Annotated in this window: 14 protein-coding genes; 12 read left to right on the plus strand and 2 right to left on the minus strand. The window is 55.0% G+C overall.

Translation table 11 applies throughout. From position 1 onward, the window contains the following. Positions 1 to 59 precede the first annotated feature (59 nt). The 7 genes from proX (at position 60) to emrB (ending at position 7251) form a co-directional block, all read left to right on the plus strand. The gene (gene proX / locus IBT46_RS10835) at positions 60 to 1055 is read left to right on the plus strand and encodes a glycine betaine/L-proline ABC transporter substrate-binding protein ProX (protein WP_200545668.1); all 996 of its coding nucleotides are present in this window, start codon (positions 60 to 62) and stop codon (positions 1053 to 1055) included. Positions 1056 to 1333: 278 nt separating this feature from the next. Next, positions 1334 to 2536, plus strand: a complete 1203-nt coding sequence (locus tag IBT46_RS10840) for an MFS transporter (protein WP_200545669.1) — start codon at positions 1334 to 1336, stop codon at positions 2534 to 2536. A gap of 120 nt (positions 2537 to 2656) precedes the next feature. After that, the gene (locus tag IBT46_RS10845) at positions 2657 to 3400 is read left to right on the plus strand and encodes an AzlC family ABC transporter permease (protein WP_200545670.1); all 744 of its coding nucleotides are present in this window, start codon (positions 2657 to 2659) and stop codon (positions 3398 to 3400) included. Beyond that, complete coding sequence (gene ygaH, locus IBT46_RS10850; protein WP_200545671.1) at positions 3397 to 3744, plus strand: L-valine transporter subunit YgaH; 348 nt, start codon at positions 3397 to 3399, stop codon at positions 3742 to 3744. The genes IBT46_RS10845 and ygaH overlap by 4 nt, the downstream gene beginning before the upstream one ends. 82 nt (positions 3745 to 3826) lie before the next feature. Further along, positions 3827 to 4357, plus strand: coding sequence for a transcriptional repressor MprA (mprA, locus tag IBT46_RS10855; protein ID WP_105593133.1), 531 nt, complete (start codon positions 3827 to 3829; stop codon positions 4355 to 4357). 168 nt (positions 4358 to 4525) lie between these two features. Beyond that, positions 4526 to 5698: a multidrug efflux MFS transporter periplasmic adaptor subunit EmrA gene (emrA, locus tag IBT46_RS10860; protein WP_200545672.1), complete on the plus strand. Its 1173-nt coding sequence runs from the start codon at positions 4526 to 4528 to the stop codon at positions 5696 to 5698. Positions 5699 to 5712: 14 nt separating this feature from the next. After that, complete coding sequence (gene emrB / locus IBT46_RS10865; RefSeq protein WP_200545673.1) at positions 5713 to 7251, plus strand: multidrug efflux MFS transporter permease subunit EmrB; 1539 nt, start codon at positions 5713 to 5715, stop codon at positions 7249 to 7251. A gap of 75 nt (positions 7252 to 7326) precedes the next feature. On the opposite strand, the gene IBT46_RS10870 is transcribed toward emrB, so the two are convergent. Further along, the gene (locus IBT46_RS10870) at positions 7327 to 8367 is read right to left on the minus strand and encodes a tRNA/rRNA methyltransferase (protein WP_200545674.1); all 1041 of its coding nucleotides are present in this window, start codon (positions 8365 to 8367) and stop codon (positions 7327 to 7329) included. A gap of 266 nt (positions 8368 to 8633) precedes the next feature. Here IBT46_RS10870 and trxC point away from each other — a divergent pair, with 266 nt between their 5' ends. The 5 genes from trxC to IBT46_RS10895 all read left to right on the plus strand — a co-directional run bounded on the left by trxC (position 8634) and on the right by IBT46_RS10895 (position 14509). Beyond that, on the plus strand, positions 8634 to 9053 hold the full coding sequence (trxC, locus tag IBT46_RS10875) for a thioredoxin TrxC (RefSeq protein WP_105593345.1): 420 nt from the start codon (positions 8634 to 8636) through the stop codon (positions 9051 to 9053). Positions 9054 to 9187: 134 nt separating this feature from the next. Next, the gene (locus IBT46_RS10880; protein WP_200545675.1) at positions 9188 to 9892 is read left to right on the plus strand and encodes a tRNA-uridine aminocarboxypropyltransferase; all 705 of its coding nucleotides are present in this window, start codon (positions 9188 to 9190) and stop codon (positions 9890 to 9892) included. 115 nt (positions 9893 to 10007) lie between these two features. Beyond that, positions 10008 to 12677, plus strand: coding sequence for a bifunctional acetate--CoA ligase family protein/GNAT family N-acetyltransferase (locus tag IBT46_RS10885; RefSeq protein ID WP_200545676.1), 2670 nt, complete (start codon positions 10008 to 10010; stop codon positions 12675 to 12677). A 99-nt stretch (positions 12678 to 12776) separates the two neighbouring features. Continuing rightward, positions 12777 to 14132 carry a CDP-diacylglycerol--serine O-phosphatidyltransferase gene (pssA, locus tag IBT46_RS10890; protein ID WP_200545685.1) on the plus strand — a complete coding sequence of 452 codons (1356 nt, stop codon included), beginning with the start codon at positions 12777 to 12779 and terminating at the stop codon, positions 14130 to 14132. 56 nt (positions 14133 to 14188) lie between these two features. Beyond that, positions 14189 to 14509 carry a YfiM family lipoprotein gene (locus tag IBT46_RS10895; RefSeq protein WP_200545677.1) on the plus strand — a complete coding sequence of 107 codons (321 nt, stop codon included), beginning with the start codon at positions 14189 to 14191 and terminating at the stop codon, positions 14507 to 14509. Here the strand turns inward: IBT46_RS10895 and IBT46_RS10900 are convergent, their stop codons facing one another. Beyond that, on the minus strand, positions 14510 to 15802 hold the full coding sequence (locus tag IBT46_RS10900) for an MFS transporter (RefSeq protein WP_200545678.1): 1293 nt from the start codon (positions 15800 to 15802) through the stop codon (positions 14510 to 14512). It lies immediately after the preceding gene. Positions 15803 to 16328 lie beyond the last annotated feature (526 nt).

The raw sequence follows: 16328 nt of genomic DNA on the forward strand, positions 1-16328 counted from the left end.
GCGGCATGAAATCGTGCCGCCGCTCACCTCCCCACAATTAATGACAACCAGGAGTTACTATGCGCAAGACCGCACTGCTGGCCGCCGCGTTAACTACGCTGGCCGCCGCTCAGGTTTCCGCCGCCGATCTGCCGGGTAAAGGTATTACCGTTAAGCCGGTTCAGAGCACCATCAGTGAAGAGAGCTTCCAGACGCAGCTGGTCAGCCGCGCGCTGGAAAAACTGGGCTATACCGTAGACAGCACCAGCGAGGTGGATTACAACGTGGGTTACACCTCGATTGCCTCCGGCGATGCCACATTCACCGCCGTTAACTGGCAGCCGCTGCACGACGATATGTACAAAGCCGCGGGCGGCGACGCAAAATTCTACCGTGAAGGTACCTACGTCCAGGGCGCTGCTCAGGGCTATCTGATCGACAAGAAAACCGCCGAGAAATACCACATTACCCGCATCGATCAGCTGAAAGACCCGAAGCTGGCCAAGCTGTTTGATACCAACGGCGACGGCAAAGCGGATCTGACCGGCTGTACGCCTGGCTGGGGCTGTGAAGCGGTGATTAACCACCAGATTAAAGCCTTCGATCTCAGCAACAGCGTTGAGCATAACCAGGGCAACTACTCGGCAATGATCGCAGATACCATTACCCGCTTTAAGGAAGGTAAACCGATCCTGTATTACACCTGGACGCCGTACTGGGTCAGCGACGTGCTGATTCCTGGCCGCGATGTAGTGTGGCTGCAGGTGCCGTTCTCCTCTATGCCGGGCGAGCAGAAAGATGTGGATACCAAGCTGCCTAACGGCGCGAACTATGGCTTCCCGGTGAACACCATGCACATTGTTGCTAACAAAGCCTGGGCGGAGAAAAATCCGGCCGCGGCGAAACTGTTCTCGGAAATGAAGCTGCCGATTGCCGATATCAACGCGCAGAACGCACGTATGCACAGCGGCCAGGCTTCAGAAGCGGATATCAACGCCCACGTTGATGGCTGGATCAAAGCGCACCAGGCGCTGTTCGATGGCTGGGTGAAGGACGCACTGGCCGCAGCGAAATAAAGGCGCATTAGCCGCTGCGAAATCATTTCGACAACGCGTTTTCAAGGGCCACTCGCCTTCAACGAGCGGTCCTTTTATTTCAATCGCGCCATCCAGGAGCGATTGCTCCCCCCGATCTCGCACTCCTCGCAGGCTGTAAAAGTCCGCATTGAGGGCAGTATTCACCGCGCGGAAAGCTCCGTGCGAACTGGTTTGTCCTGTTAATTATTCTGTGAGTGAAATAGTTTTTTAGGTTACTATTAGCCTATGAGATATTTCTTACCCCTGTTCTGGCTGCTATGAAATCCCCCCATACCGGACTGAATCCGGCGCTGGTTGCGCTGATGTCTGTCGCCACCGGTTTGTCCGTTGCCTGTAATTATTATGTTCAGCCGCTGCTGGCAACCATTGCCCAGGCGTTCGATCTCTCTTTCCATCAGGCCGGTTTTATCGTCACCACCGCTCAGCTTGGCTACGCCGCCGGGCTGCTGCTGCTGGTGCCGCTGGGCGATATGCTTGAGCGGCGTGGTTTAATTGTCACCATGAGTCTGCTGGCGGCAGGCGGGATGGTCATTACCGCGCTCTCCCCCACGCTGCCGCTGATGCTGCTGGGAACCGTTCTCACCGGACTGTTTTCCGTGGTGGCGCAAATCCTTGTTCCTCTGGCCGCTACGCTGGCTGCACCGGAAAAACGCGGCCGGGTTGTTGGCACGGTAATGAGCGGGCTACTGCTGGGGATACTGCTGGCGCGGACCGTTGCGGGCGGGCTGGCACAGCTGGGCGGCTGGCGTACCGTGTACTGGGTGGCCAGCGTGCTGATGGTCTGTATGTCTCTGGCCCTGTGGCGCTATCTGCCACGCTATAAGCAATCAGTTTCGCTGAACTACGGCCAGCTGCTGGGTTCGATTTTCTCACTGTTTGCTCAGCACCCCATTCTGCGCACCCGGGCCATCACCGGTTGCCTGATTTTTGCTAACTTCAGCGTGCTCTGGACCTCAATGGCGTTTCTGCTCTCTTCGCCCGAATGGGGCTACTCTGAGGGAGAAATCGGTCTGCTGGGGCTGGTGGGTGCGGCAGGGGCACTGGCAGCACGCCAGGCCGGCGCGCTGGCCGATAAAGGTAAAGCCCGGCTGACCACCAGCGTAGGGCTGATACTTCTGCTGCTCTCGTGGGGAATCACAGCAGTTGGCGCTCACTCACTTATCGCTTTGGTTATTGGTGTTTTGCTGCTCGATCTGGCCGTTCAGGGTGTGCATATCACCAACCAGAGCGTGATCTATCGCCATATGCCGGAAGCGCGTAATCGTCTGACCTCAGGTTACATGACCTGCTACTTTATTGGTGGTGCTGCGGGCTCACTGCTTTCCGCATCGGCCTATCAGATGGCAGGCTGGTATGGCGTCTGCGTTTGTGGCGCTCTGTTAACCGTCGTTAATCTATTCAACTGGTGGCGAAACGCTAAGCATGAGTCTGCTTCAGCTGATTTTTTGAGTCAAAAATGAAGTTTTTTCAAGTATGACGGCCTGTTAACGGATTTCACACTCTGGTAATGTTAGACGCGATTTATTCAAGCTGGTTATTTTTTCACATGCAATTATTCAGCAACACAAGCGATACGGGCTATGACAGCTGAACAAAATTATCTTTCGGAAAATACAGATTTCCCTCCTTCCAGCTGGCGCGAAGGTGTTATCGACAGTCTGCCAATCGTTATTGGCTACGTGCCGGTTGCCTTTGCGTTTGGACTGAATGCAACAAAGCTGGGCTTCACGCCGTTAGAAGCGATATTTTTTTCCTGCATTATCTATGCCGGAGCCAGCCAGTTTGTGATTACCGCACTGCTCAGCGCCGGAGCTTCCCTGTGGATCGCAGCACTAACCGTGATGGCGATGGATGTGCGACACATTCTTTACGGTCCTTCCCTGCGCCAGCGCATCACCCAAAAACTTAACCCACGTAAAACACCTTTTTGGACATTTGGCCTGACTGATGAAGTCTTCGCCGCAGCGACCGCAAAACTCTACCGAGACAACCGTGGCTGGAGCGAAAACTGGATGCTGGGTATTGCCTTCTGCTCCTGGTTTTCCTGGGTTGCCGGTACGGTTGCAGGGGCGTGGTCCGGGAACGGCCTTTTAGATGATTACCCCGCCGTTGAAGGCGCGCTGACCTTTATGCTGCCCGCGCTGTTCCTCAGCTTTTTGCTGGCCTCGTTCCAGCGCCGACAGAGCTTTACCGTTATCGCCGCGCTGGCGGGCGCGCTGGCCGGCATGATGCTGTTCTCTATTCCGGTTGCCATTCTCAGCGGCATCGTTGCCGGCTGTCTGGCAGGACTGCTACCGCCACCGGGCGGCAGGGAGCGCCCGTGAGTTCGCAAATTCTTATACTCGGTGTGCTGGTAGGCCTGGTGAACTTCCTGTTTCGCTATCTGCCTTTGTGCCTGCACGGCAGGAACAAGGCCGCCAGCATCAAGCGTGGCGTGACCGGTCTGCTGTTAGACAGCATCGGCATTGCCTCTATCTGCGCCCTGCTGATTGTCTCCAGCCTGCCCGATATCTTGCGGCATCCTGACCGATTAATTCCTACGCTGCTCGGTTTCGCCGTGCTGTGTATGACGTTCTATTTTTCGCGCAGCATTGTTTTATCAACGCTGCTCAGCGCCCTGGGTTATGGAGTGACCTGGAAATTACTGATGATGAGTGCGGCTTTGTGAACAGCCACCAACCGGGAAAGCGATCTTTCTCTAATGCCATCATCGTTACGACACCAGTTTCAATTAATGAGGTCCCTTTATAATGGAAAGTTCGTTTTCTCCCATTGAACAGATGCTTAATTTTCGAGCGAACCGTCAGAAAGATTTCCCGTTACAGGAGATCATGCTGACCCGTTTGTGTATGCATATGCAGAGCAAACTACTGGAAAACCGCAACAAGATGCTGAAGGCACAGGGAATTAACGAGACGCTGTTCATGGCGTTGATCACGCTGGATGCGCAGGAAGATCACAGCATTCAACCTTCCGAGCTGAGTTCAGCTCTCGGGTCTTCCCGTACAAACGCGACCCGTATCGCCGACGAACTGGAAAAACGTGGATGGATTGAGCGCCGCGAGAGCGATAACGATCGCCGCTGTCTGCACCTGCATCTGACGCCTAAGGGCAATGATTTCCTGCGTCAGCTGCTGCCACCTCAGCATCAGAGCCTGCAGCTTCTGTGGTCATCACTGAATGATTCCGAAAAATCCCAGTTAGAAGGCATCATCCGTAAGTTATTAAATCGCCTTGATAAAATGGATGAAGAGCAGGTTATCGCATCACTTTCTCGTTAATTGAACCACTAATAGCATATTGTGCGACACACCCGTATCAGGGAATCGTTACTTTAAGCATCCAAAAATAAACTCATGCCAGCGCTAACCCCGCTGGCATTTTAGACTCAGGCTGTTGCTGACAGGATGTCCGGCGAACCTGAATGGCAAGAGAACGTGGAGAAAAACATGAGTGCAAACGCGGTCACGCAGGATCCGCAGCAGCCGAAAAATAAAAAAAAGACGCGCAAAGGCGCGCTGATTTTTCTGGCTGTGCTGTTCGTTATTATCGGGGTAGCCTATCTGACTTACTGGTTCCTGGTATTACGTCATTATCAGGAAACGGACGACGCCTACGTTGCCGGTAACCAGACCCAGGTTATGGCGCAGGTTTCCGGCAGCGTTAATAAAGTGTGGTTTGATGACACTGATTATGTGAAAAAAGGCGACGTGCTGATCACACTGGATCGCACCGATGCCGAGCAGGCGTTTGAAAAAGCGCAAACGGCACTCGCAACCAGCGTGCGGCAAACCCATCAGCTCATTATCAACGGTAAGCAGTATCAGGCCACCATCGCGCTGCAAAAAACCGCGCTGGTGCAGGCGCAGGCGGACTTAAAGCGCCGCGAACCGCTGGGTGCCGCTAATCTGATTGGTCGTGAGGACCTGCAACACGCTCGTGATGCCGTGGCGACTGCTCAGGCTCAGCTTGACGTGGCAATCCAGCAGTACAATGCCAATCAGGCGATGATTCTGGATACCTCACTGGAAAATCAGCCGGCCGTTAAGCAGAGTGCAGCAGAATTGCGCGATGCCTGGCTGGCCCTGCAGCGTACCACCGTAATCAGCCCGATTAACGGTTATGTTTCACGCCGCAGCGTACAGGTGGGTTCTCAGATCACCAGCTCCACGCCGCTGCTGGCCGTAGTCCCTGCTGATAATCTGTGGGTGGATGCTAACTTTAAAGAAACCCAGCTGGAAGGCGTACGTATTGGCCAGTCCGCTACCGTGGTGAGCGATATTTACGGTGATGACGTGGTCTATCACGGTAAGGTCGTCGGCCTGGATATGGGCACCGGCAGCGTGTTCTCACTGCTGCCAGCGCAGAATGCCACCGGTAACTGGATCAAAGTGGTTCAGCGCCTGCCGGTACGTATTGAGCTGGATGCGCAGGAAGTGGCGAAACATCCGCTGCGTATCGGTCTGTCTACACTGGTAAAAATTGATACCAGCAATCGTGACGGCGCGGTTCTGGCCACCAGCGTGCGCAGTAAACCTGCTTACGAAAGTGATGCGCTGGCGCTGGATCTGGCCCCGGCGAACGCCCTGATTGCCGATATCATCCGCGCGAATGCTAACTAAGCCAGCGGGAGGCTGTGATGGCACAAAAACCGCTTGAGGGCGCGCCACTGGTCCTGATGACCATTGCGCTGTCGCTGGCTACGTTTATGCAGGTTCTGGACTCCACTATTGCAAACGTGGCCATTCCAACAATTGCCGGTAACCTGGGGGCATCAAACTCCCAGGGAACGTGGGTTATCACCTCGTTTGGCGTGGCGAACGCGATTTCGATTCCGATTACCGGCTGGCTGGCAAAGCGCATCGGCGAAGTGAAACTGTTCCTGTGGTCAACGGTGGCGTTTGCCGTCGCTTCGTGGCTGTGCGGCATGTCGGAAAGCCTGAGCATGCTGATCTTCTTCCGCGTGATTCAGGGGATCGTGGCCGGTCCGCTTATCCCGCTCTCGCAGAGCCTGCTGCTCAGTAACTATCCTCCGGCGAAGCGCAGTATTGCATTATCGCTATGGGCGATGACGGTGATCGTCGCGCCGATCTGCGGCCCGATTCTGGGCGGCTGGATCAGCGATAACTACCACTGGGGCTGGATCTTCTTTATCAACGTGCCGATTGGCGTTGCGGTGGTGGTGCTGACGCTGCAAACGCTACGCAATCGCGAGACGCCAACGGTGATCCGACCGATTGATACTGTCGGTCTGGTGCTGCTGGTTGTCGGCGTCGGCTGTCTGCAGGTGATGCTGGACCGCGGTAAGGAACTGGACTGGTTTAGTTCCCCGGAGATCATTACGCTGACGGTGGTCGCCGTGGTGGCTCTGGTTGTCTTATTGGTCTGGGAACTGACTGATGACCATCCGATTGTGGATCTGTCGCTCTTTAAGTCGCGCAATTTCACCATTGGCTGTCTGTCGATTAGCCTCGCCTATATGCTCTACTTTGGTTCGATCGTTCTGCTGCCGCAGCTGTTGCAGGAGGTGTATGGCTATACCGCCACCTGGGCAGGGCTGGCGTCGGCCCCGGTTGGGATCATCCCGGTGATTCTGTCGCCGATTATCGGCCGCTTCGCCCATAAGCTGGATATGCGACGGCTGGTGACCTTCAGCTTTATTGTTTACGCGATATGCTTCTACTGGCGTGCGTACACTTTCGAGCCGGGGATGGATTTTGCTGCATCGGCGTGGCCGCAGTTTATTCAGGGCTTCGCCGTGGCCTGCTTCTTTATGCCGCTCACCACGATAACCTTATCCGGCCTGCCGCCGGAGCGGCTGGCGGCGGCATCGAGCCTGTCTAACTTTACCCGTACGCTGGCCGGTTCGATTGGTACATCGATCACCACCACCATGTGGACCGACAGGGAATCGCTGCACCATGCCCATCTTACCGAGTCCGTGACGCCCTACAGCGCCAATACTCAGGAGATGTACAGCAAGCTGGAGCAGTTAGGCATGAGCCACGATCAGGCATCCGCTTATCTGGCGCAGCAGATCACTAACCAGGGACTGATTATCTCCGCCAATGAGATTTTCTGGGCTTCTGCCGGGGTGTTCCTGATCCTGCTGGTGCTGGTGTGGTTTGCCCGCCCTCCGTTTGGTGCCGGAGGCGGCGGCGGCGGTGCGCATTAAAAAAGGCGGCCGGTAAACCGGCCGCCTTCAGCGATATTTCAAGGGCGGATAAAACTATCCGCCTTTTTTATGGCATTACGCCTTGTTCTGGCGCCACCATTCGGCAAGCAGAATACCGGTTGCTACTGAAACGTTCAGACTTTCCACGTTGCCCGTTCCACCGATCGATACGCTCAGATCGCCCTGCTGGAAAGTGCTGTCTGACAGACCATCACGCTCCTGACCGAGAACCAGTACCATTTTCGCCGGCAGTTCTGCCTGCGACAGGGAAGTCCCTTTATGACTGGATGTGGTAACGATGGTGTAGCCTGCACGGCGGAATGCATCCAGACCCGCGGCAAAGCTCTCATCGGTGATCGCCTGCACATGCTCAGCGCCGCCTTCGGCGGTTCGCACGGCCGCACCGGATTCCAGCAGCGCCGCGTCGTCCACCAGCACGCCTTTTGCACCGAAGTGCGCGCAGCTACGCATGATGCCACCAAGATTGTGCGGGTTACCGATGCCTTCCAGCGCCAGCACGCAATCTTTTTGATCGGCCTTAGCCAGCCACTCGCTCACCGGCGTGCCAACGCGCTTCTTGATCAGGAAGCACACGCCACCGTGGTGTTCAGTACCGGACGCTTTTTGTAGCTCGGCTTCATCAACGGTGTGATAAGCCTTACGATTTGCCGCCATCCACTTTAATGCATCACGGAAGCGTGGCGTGACGCTCTGCACAAACCATGCACGTACGATGCATTCCGGACGGCTCTGGAACAGCGCCTGACAGGCGTTTTCGCCATACACGCGAGTCTCTTCCATACGCTGACGGCGCAGCTGTTCCGGATCAATAAAGCTTTTACCGCTGATACCGCCGTGATCCGGTTTATCCGCATCAGGCGTGGTATTCGGTGCACGGGAAACGGTGCGCCACGGAGAGTCAGAACGCCCTTCGCTGCGATCGCGCCCGCCGCGTGGCTTACTGTCAGCATGACGAGATGGACGCCGCGCGTCATCCTGACGAGGGCCTTTACCGGTGCGAGGATTATATCCACCCTTGCTGCCGCCGCCTTCATCATCACTGCGGACATACATCACTTTAACCTTGCTGCTTTTACCTTTCGATTCGTCGTTCATTTTTCCTCCACCTGGGCTGAGCGCGAAGCGCGCAGATTACCTGATGTGGCAACAGTTAGCTATCAACTTCCAATAAAAGCCGACGTTCGGCAAATATCACCCGCGCAGCCGTGCATTTTGCATCCTAAAGCGTATGAGACATTACCTATTATATCCATTGAACAAATCTCTTTGTTGCCAGGATTCTCGCCCCCCATAATGACAGGACTATAACGATCAATGGGGTAAGTGAACGCTTACCCTTTCGCCGATCTGCGAGGTAAATGATGAATACAGTTTGTGTATCCTGCCAGGCAACCAATCGCGTGCCTGAAGAGCGTATTACCGATGGTGCGAAATGCGGTCGCTGCGGTGACCCGCTGTTTGATGGCCAGGTGATTAATGCCACTGCCGATACGCTGGATAAATATCTACAGGACGATCTGCCGGTAGTCATTGATTTCTGGGCTCCGTGGTGCGGACCGTGCGTTAACTTCGCACCGGTTTATGAAACCGTAGCGAAAGAGCGCAGCGGTAAAGTCCGCTTCCTGAAAGTGAATACCGAGGCCGAACAGCAGCTGAGCGCACGCTTCCGCATCCGCAGCATTCCTACCATTATGGTCTTTAAGCAGGGTCAGATGGCAGATATGCTCAGCGGCGCAATGCCGAAAGCGCCGTTCGACCAGTGGCTTGATGAAAACATTTAGGCCAGTGCCGATATCCTGTTTGAAAAAAGGATGCGCTGAGGACCAGTAATTAGGTCTTCACACTACTGCGTTATCAAGGCCGGGCACGCCCGGCCAGAATCCGCTAGAATAGCGTTTTTTGCTGATGATCTCTGATGACCGATAACGCCGTCCTTCGTCTGCGCGCCGCGCGACTTGCCCGCGCCACCCGCCCGTTCCTTGCCCGCGGTAACCGCATCAAACGCTGCCAGCGCTGCCTGCTGCCGCAGAAGAACTGCCTGTGCGCCACGCTCGAACCGCAGCAGGCCCGCAGCCGCTTTTGTCTGGTGATGTTCGACAGCGAGCCAATGAAACCCAGCAACACCGGGCGGCTGATTGCCGATATCCTGCCGGATACCGAGGCGTTTGGCTGGTCACGCACGGAGCCCGATCCCGACCTGCTCCGGGCTGTTCAGAATCCCGACTTCCAGCCAATGGTGGTTTTCCCACAGTCCTACGCCGATGCCGGTCGTCCGGTGCTGAATACTCCGCCGCTCAGCGGCAAGCCGCCGCTGTTTATTATGCTGGACGGCACCTGGACTGAAGCGCGGAAAATGTTTCGCAAAAGTCCGTGGCTCGATGACCTGCCGGTGATGTCGCTAACGCTGACCCGCCCTTCAAACTATCAGTTACGCGAGTCGCACGGCGAGGGCCAGCACTGTACCGCTGAAGTCGCCGCAGAACTGCTGTTACAGGCCGGAGATTCCGCTGCCGGTGGAGCGCTGTTCCGCCATTTCGATCTGTTCCGCCAGCGTTATCTGGCTGGAAAACCTCATCATCCGCTGCATCAGGCTTCCGTTGAGAATGTAGATGAAGAATAACAAATTCTGCCCACGATCAATTAACTGATACGCAGCGCAGCATCTTCTCGCCGCCCGGAGTAGAATCAAAATACGTTACTGCAGGGTAGCGGATAATTTCTCGAAGGGAGCGGAGATGAGCCAACGCGGTTTAGAAGCACTGTTGCGACCGAAATCGATCGCCGTGATCGGAGCCTCCACCCGGCCCGAACGTGCCGGATATCTGATGATGCGTAATCTGCTGGCGGGCGGGTTCAGCGGGCCGATACTGCCGGTGACGCCAAAATATCAGGCAGTTTGTGGCGTACTGGCCTGGCCTGATATTGCCAGCCTGCCGCTTTCCCCGGACCTTGCTATTATCTGCACTCACGCCCGGCGTAATCTGGAACTGCTGACCGCGCTTGGTGAACGCGGCTGTAAAGCCTGCATTATTCTCTCCGCACCCGCCAGCCAGCTCGCCGAGCTGGAAGCCTGCGCCAGCCGCTGGCAAATCCGCCTGCTTGGCCCGAACAGCCTTGGACTGCTGGCCCCGTGGCAGGGGCTGAATGCCAGTTTCTCCCCGGTGCCGATTCTTAAAGGCAAGCTGGCTTTTATCTCACAGTCGGCGGCAGTGTCAAACACGATTCTCGACTGGGCGCAGCAGCGCCAGCTTGGCTTCTCCTGGTTTATCGCACTGGGCGACAGCCTGGATATCGATGCCGACGATCTGCTCGACTTCCTGGCGCGCGATGGCAAAACCAGCGCGATTCTGCTCTATCTGGAGCATCTTAGCGATGCGCGCCGCTTTGTTTCTGCCGCCCGCAGCGCATCGCGTAATAAACCGATTCTGGTGATCAAAAGTGGCCGCAGCCCTCACGCCAACCAGCTGCTGAAGTCCCATGGCGGAATGGATGCCGCCTGGGATGCGGCCATTCAGCGCGCCGGTCTGCTGCGCGTGCAGGACACTCACGAACTGTTTTCAGCAGTGGAAACGCTCAGCCATATGCGCCCGCTGCGCGGCGAACGGCTGATGATTGTCAGCAACGGCGGCGCGCCCTCCGCGCTGGCGCTGGACGAGCTGTACGACCGCAACGGTAAACTTGCAACGCTGAGTGAGTCTTTACTTACTGAACTCGGTGAGCGGCTGCCGGAAGGGATTACACCGGGCAACCCGCTGGATTTAAAAGATGACGCCACGCCGGAGCGCTATCTGCAGGCGCTGTCGCTATTGCTCGACAGCCATGACGTTGATGCCCTGCTAATCATTCATGCGCCCAGCGCCGTTGCGCCACCGACGCTAACGGCTCAGCGGGTGATTGAGCTGGTGAAACAGCATCCGCGCGGCAGGCAGATAACGCTGCTGACTAACTGGTGTGGCGAACATTCTTCCCAGGAAGCCCGACGACTGTTCAGCGATGCCGGTATCCCAACCTATCGTACACCGGAAGGGACGGTGACGGCCTTTATGCATATGGTTGAGTACCGGCGTAACCAGAAGCAGCTGCGCGAAACCCCGGCTCTGCCCGCGAATCTCACCGCCAATACCAGTGATGCTCATCAGTTGATCCAGCAGGCGCTGGAAAATGGTGCCACCACGCTGGATACGCATGAAGTACAGCCAATTCTCCAGTCCTACGGGCTGAATACGCTTCCGACCTGGATTGCCGGCGATAGCAGTGAAGCGGTACAGATCGCCACGCAGATTGGCTATCCGGTGGCGCTGAAGCTGCGATCGCCGGATATCCGCCATAAGTCCGAAGTCCAGGGGGTGATGCTGTATCTACGAACTTCCACCGAGGTGCAGCAGGCGGCCGAGGCGATTATCGATCGCGTCAGGCTGACTTCGCCGCAGGCACGCATTCACGGCCTGCTGGTACAAAGTATGGCGAACCGTGCCGGGGCGCAGGAATTGCGAATTGTGGTTGAACAGGACCCGCTGTTCGGTCCGGTGATTATGCTGGGTGAAGGCGGTATCTCCTGGCAGGGTGATCGCCAGGCGGTGGTGGCGCTGCCGCCGCTGAATATGACGCTGGCGCGCTATCTGGTGATTCAGGCGATTAAAAGCGGCAAGATCCGCGGGCGCAGTGCGCTGCATCCGCTTGATATAGTTGGCCTGAGCCAGGTGCTGGTTCAGGTGTCTGACCTGATTGTCGACTGCCCGCAGATTGTTCGTCTGGATATTCACCCCCTGCTGGCCACAGGCAACGAGTTTACCCTGCTGGACGTAACGCTTCAGCTGGCGGAGTTTCACGGTGATGCGGAAGATCGTCTGACCATCCGTCCCTATCCGCATGCGCTTGAAGAGACAATCGTCCTGAAGAATGGACAAGCGTGCCTCTTCAGGCCCATTCTTCCAGAGGACGAACCTCTGCTACAGCAGTTTATCGCTCAGGTAACCAAAGAAGACCTCTATTATCGCTACTTCAGCGAGATCAATGAGTTCACCCATGATGATTTGGCTAACATGACGCAAATCGACTACGATCGGGAAATGGCGATTGTTGCCATCCGTCAGCATAATGGACTGTATGAGATTATCGGTGTAACCCGCGCAATTTCAGATGCGGACAATATCGACGCGGAGTTTTCCGTACTGGTGCGCTCCGATCTGAAAGGCCTTGGGCTTGGCCGACGCCTGCTGGAGAAAATGATTGTTTACACCCGCGATCACGGCCTGCAGCAGTTAAATGGTATTACGATGCCGCGTAATCAGGGCATGCTGGCACTGGCACGCAAACTGGGGTTTGTCGTCGACGTGCAGTTGGAAGACGATATTGTTGGTTTGTCGCTGTCGCTGGGCGAACAGGAAGGTGGCAATGAAAAGTAAATCTAACGCCTTTCGCACAAACTAATGGTATTATTCTCGGTTAGGGTCATGATTTTACGGATAAAGGCCATTCTATGAACAGAGAAGAAACGCACTGTGATGTTGTCAAATTTTAAACGCAATAAACACCAACAGCACCTTGCGCAACTGCCTAAACTGTCTCAGTCAGTTGCTGATTTCACGACGCTGTATTCGCCTGCGGATTTTCGCAAAACGCTGCTGGAAAAAATTGCCACGGCGACACGGCGTATCTGCATCGTGGCCCTCTATCTGGAAAATGATGAAGGCGGCCAGGCGATTCTCTCAGCGCTTTACGCGGCTAAACGCCTGCGCCCCACGCTGGATATCTGCGTACTGGTTGACTGGCACCGCGCTCAGCGCGGTCGAATTGGCGCGGCAGCCTCGGCAACGAACGCCGACTGGTACTGTGAAATGGCCAGCCAGAACGAAGATATTGCGATCCCGGTTTACGGTATTCCAGTCAATACCCGTGAAGCGCTGGGCGTGCTGCATCTGAAAGGTTCGATTATCGATGATACGGTGCTGTATACCGGTGCCAGCTTCAACGATGTCTATCTACATCAGCGTGACCGATACCGCTATGACCGCTATCAGCTCATCACTAACCGCGAGCTGGCCGATACGATGTTCAAGTGGATCGATAAAAATCTGATCCAGGCCGAAGCGGTTCATCGCCTCGATCGCCATCAGCGCCCTAAAAGCCCGGAAATTAAAAATGAAACACGCCAGTTCCGTCAGGAACTGCGGGGCTTCGACTACGAGTTCACCGGTAATGCCAATAATGAACAGCTGGCCGTCACGCCGCTGGTCGGGTTAGGCAAACGCAGTTCGCTGAATAAAACCATCTATCATCTGATGCCCTGCGCCGAACGTAAGCTGACAATCTGTACCCCCTATTTCAATCTGCCTGCAATTCTGGTGAGGAATATCATCTGGCTGCTGCGCCGGGGTAAAGAGGTTGAGATTATCATTGGCGATAAGACGGCGAATGATTTTTATATCCCTGAAGATCAGCCGTTTAAAATCATCGGTGCGCTTCCTTACCTGTATGAAATCAACCTGCGCCGTTTCTTAAGCCGTCTGCAGTATTACGTTGATGTCGGGCAGCTGACAGTGCGCTTATGGAAAGACGGCGAGAACAGTTACCATCTTAAGGGGCTGTGGGTGGATGATGAATGGAGTATGGTCACCGGCAACAACCTGAATCCGCGCGCATGGCGACTCGATCTGGAAAATGCGGTACTGATCCACGATCCGCTCCAGCAGCTGAGCGATCAGCGCGATCGCGAACTGAACCTGATCCGCCAGCATACAACTGTGGTTCAGCACTTCCGCGATCTGGAAAGTATTGCCGATTATCCGGTCAAGGTCCGCAAACTTATTCGCCGCCTGCGGCGTATCCGCATTGACCGGCTGATTAGTCGTATTCTGTAGTTTCTAACCTGTTATACGGCCTCGTTTTTACGGGGCTTTTTTTAACCGGAGCCAATATGCGCATATGCTTCCTCCTGGTTTTGCTTTGCTGTAGCGGCTGCACTCATCTGGCCCAGGATGAATGGACCGGGCGTGATAAGGCTCAGCATTTTATCTCTTCCGCCTTTCTGGCGGCAGCGGGGAATGCCTACGGTGAGCGTCAGAACTGGAGCGAAGGCCACAGTGCGAGCTTTGGCCTGACATTTGCTATCTCCCTTGGTGCAGCAAAGGAGCTCTATGACAGTCGGGAAGGCGGAACCGGATGGAGCTGGAAAGATTTTACCTGGGATTTAGCCGGTGCTGCCACCGGCTATACGTTGTGGAATATCGGTCACTAGCTACAGCTTAAGACCTTTTCCCCGCTTGTGAAGCATCAGTGACACCAGGAATGCTACGGCTCCCATCAGGGAGACATACCAGAAGAAGGTGGTTTCACTGCCCACCGCCTTCAGCGACAGGGCTACGTATTCCGCAGATCCCCCGAACAAAGCATTGGCTACCGCATAGGACAACCCTACCCCCAGCGCTCTGACTTCTGGTGGAAACATCTCGGCTTTAAGGATGCCACTAATTGAGGTGTAAAAACTGGTAATCACCAGCGCCAGCATCACTAAAACGAACGCGATGATCGGATCGTGTACGCTCTGCAATAACGTCAGGATCGGCACCGTGCATAACGCAGCCAGCCCGCCAAAGATCAGCATGGAACTCCTGCGGCCAATTTTATCCGATAAGCCGCCGATAACAGGCTGCAGCAGCATAAATACAAACAGCGCTGCGGTCATCAAACCACTGGCCGTCTTATGATCCATCCCCGAGGTGTTGACCAGGTATTTCTGCATGTAGGTGGTGAAGGTATAAAAGCTGAGTGATCCCCCGGCGGTAAAGCCCAGCACCATAATGAACGCACGGCGATGCTTCCATAATCCAATCAGCGATCCGGCATCTTTGCTCTCGCGTGAGGCGCTGTCTGAGGTTTCATTGAGTGAACGACGCAGATAAAGTGCCACGATGGCCAGTGCCGCGCCCAGAGCAAATGGAATACGCCAACCCCAGCTGCGCAGTTCCTGATCGGAGAGAATTTGCTGTAGCACGACCACCGTCAGAAGTGCCATTAGCTGACCACCGATCAGCGTGACATACTGAAACGAAGCGTAAAAACCCTTACGCCCTTCTGCCGCGACTTCACTCATGTAGGTTGCGCTGGTGCCATATTCTCCCCCCACTGATAACCCCTGGAACAGACGCGCCAGCAGTAGCAGTGCCGGAGCCCAGACGCCAATGGTATCGTAGCCCGGCAAACAGGCGATAACCAGCGAACCAAAGCACATCATGCAGACGGAAATCAGCATAGAAGTCTTACGCCCGTGCTTATCGCCAATGTAACCAAACAGCCAGCCGCCGATCGGCCGCATCAGGAATCCAGCGGCAAAAATACCGGCAGTCTGTAACAGCTGGGTAGTTGGATTGCCCGAGGGGAAGAAAATATGGGCAAAATAAAGTGAGCAGAATGAGTAAACGTAAAAATCAAACCATTCAACCAGGTTGCCGGACGATGCTCCCACTATTGCCCAGATTCGTTGCCGTGCAGTCAGCGTGTCTCCCAGCTGCTTTTCGGTAATTGAGTCCATATAAAATCCTCGTAAGTTTTCCTCGCCAACTTTAGTGCCAAAGAAAGCTATTGGTAGTGATGATGATGTGTTTATAACATTATGATTTATATGGCATACAGCCTTTTATAAGCAGTTCGATTATGGCATAACCTGAGGAAATTATTCGGACATCTAATACAGTGGATTTAGCGATTTTTACTGTTATGAGTGGTAAAACGGTTGCTAACAATGTCTTATTCGGGGTGGCTAACACTCGAAAATGAGCGATTGCCGAAGTCTGCGATATTAAAAATAGAGCAGATTTCAGACAGTCCCCGGTGCGATCGCAGGTTTTCCCAACAGGTTTGAGCAGGATATTTCCTTTACGGATTTAAAAGGTTGCTGAGGTTATTGAAGGCTGGATGTAAGCGCAGAGAAAGTAGAGTACTGGATAGTAAAATGGTCACTTCAGGCGGGATTCTGAACAGCGTAAACGCAAAAAGGCCATCCGTGAGGATGGCCTTCTGCTTGATTTGATGCCTGGCAGTTCCCTACTCTCGCATGG

Source organism: Erwinia sp. S38 (assembly GCF_016624545.1).
GTDB classification, from domain to species: Bacteria; Pseudomonadota; Gammaproteobacteria; order Enterobacterales; family Enterobacteriaceae; genus Erwinia; species Erwinia coffeiphila.

Excerpts from the sequence above, each read along its gene's own strand:
- proX (WP_200545668.1), top strand. The coding sequence starts at position 60 with ATGCGCAAGACCGCACTGCTGGCCGCCGCGTTAACTACGCTGGCCGCC.
- IBT46_RS10840 (WP_200545669.1), top strand. The coding sequence starts at position 1,334 with ATGAAATCCCCCCATACCGGACTGAATCCGGCGCTGGTTGCGCTGATG.
- IBT46_RS10845 (WP_200545670.1), top strand. The coding sequence starts at position 2,657 with ATGACAGCTGAACAAAATTATCTTTCGGAAAATACAGATTTCCCTCCT.
- mprA (WP_105593133.1), top strand. The coding sequence starts at position 3,827 with ATGGAAAGTTCGTTTTCTCCCATTGAACAGATGCTTAATTTTCGAGCG.
- emrA (WP_200545672.1), top strand. The coding sequence starts at position 4,526 with ATGAGTGCAAACGCGGTCACGCAGGATCCGCAGCAGCCGAAAAATAAA.
- IBT46_RS10870 (WP_200545674.1), bottom strand. The coding sequence starts at position 8,367 with ATGAACGACGAATCGAAAGGTAAAAGCAGCAAGGTTAAAGTGATGTAT.
- trxC (WP_105593345.1), top strand. The coding sequence starts at position 8,634 with ATGAATACAGTTTGTGTATCCTGCCAGGCAACCAATCGCGTGCCTGAA.
- IBT46_RS10880 (WP_200545675.1), top strand. The coding sequence starts at position 9,188 with ATGACCGATAACGCCGTCCTTCGTCTGCGCGCCGCGCGACTTGCCCGC.
- IBT46_RS10885 (WP_200545676.1), top strand. The coding sequence starts at position 10,008 with ATGAGCCAACGCGGTTTAGAAGCACTGTTGCGACCGAAATCGATCGCC.
- pssA (WP_200545685.1), top strand. The coding sequence starts at position 12,777 with ATGTTGTCAAATTTTAAACGCAATAAACACCAACAGCACCTTGCGCAA.
- IBT46_RS10895 (WP_200545677.1), top strand. The coding sequence starts at position 14,189 with ATGCGCATATGCTTCCTCCTGGTTTTGCTTTGCTGTAGCGGCTGCACT.
- IBT46_RS10900 (WP_200545678.1), bottom strand. The coding sequence starts at position 15,802 with ATGGACTCAATTACCGAAAAGCAGCTGGGAGACACGCTGACTGCACGG.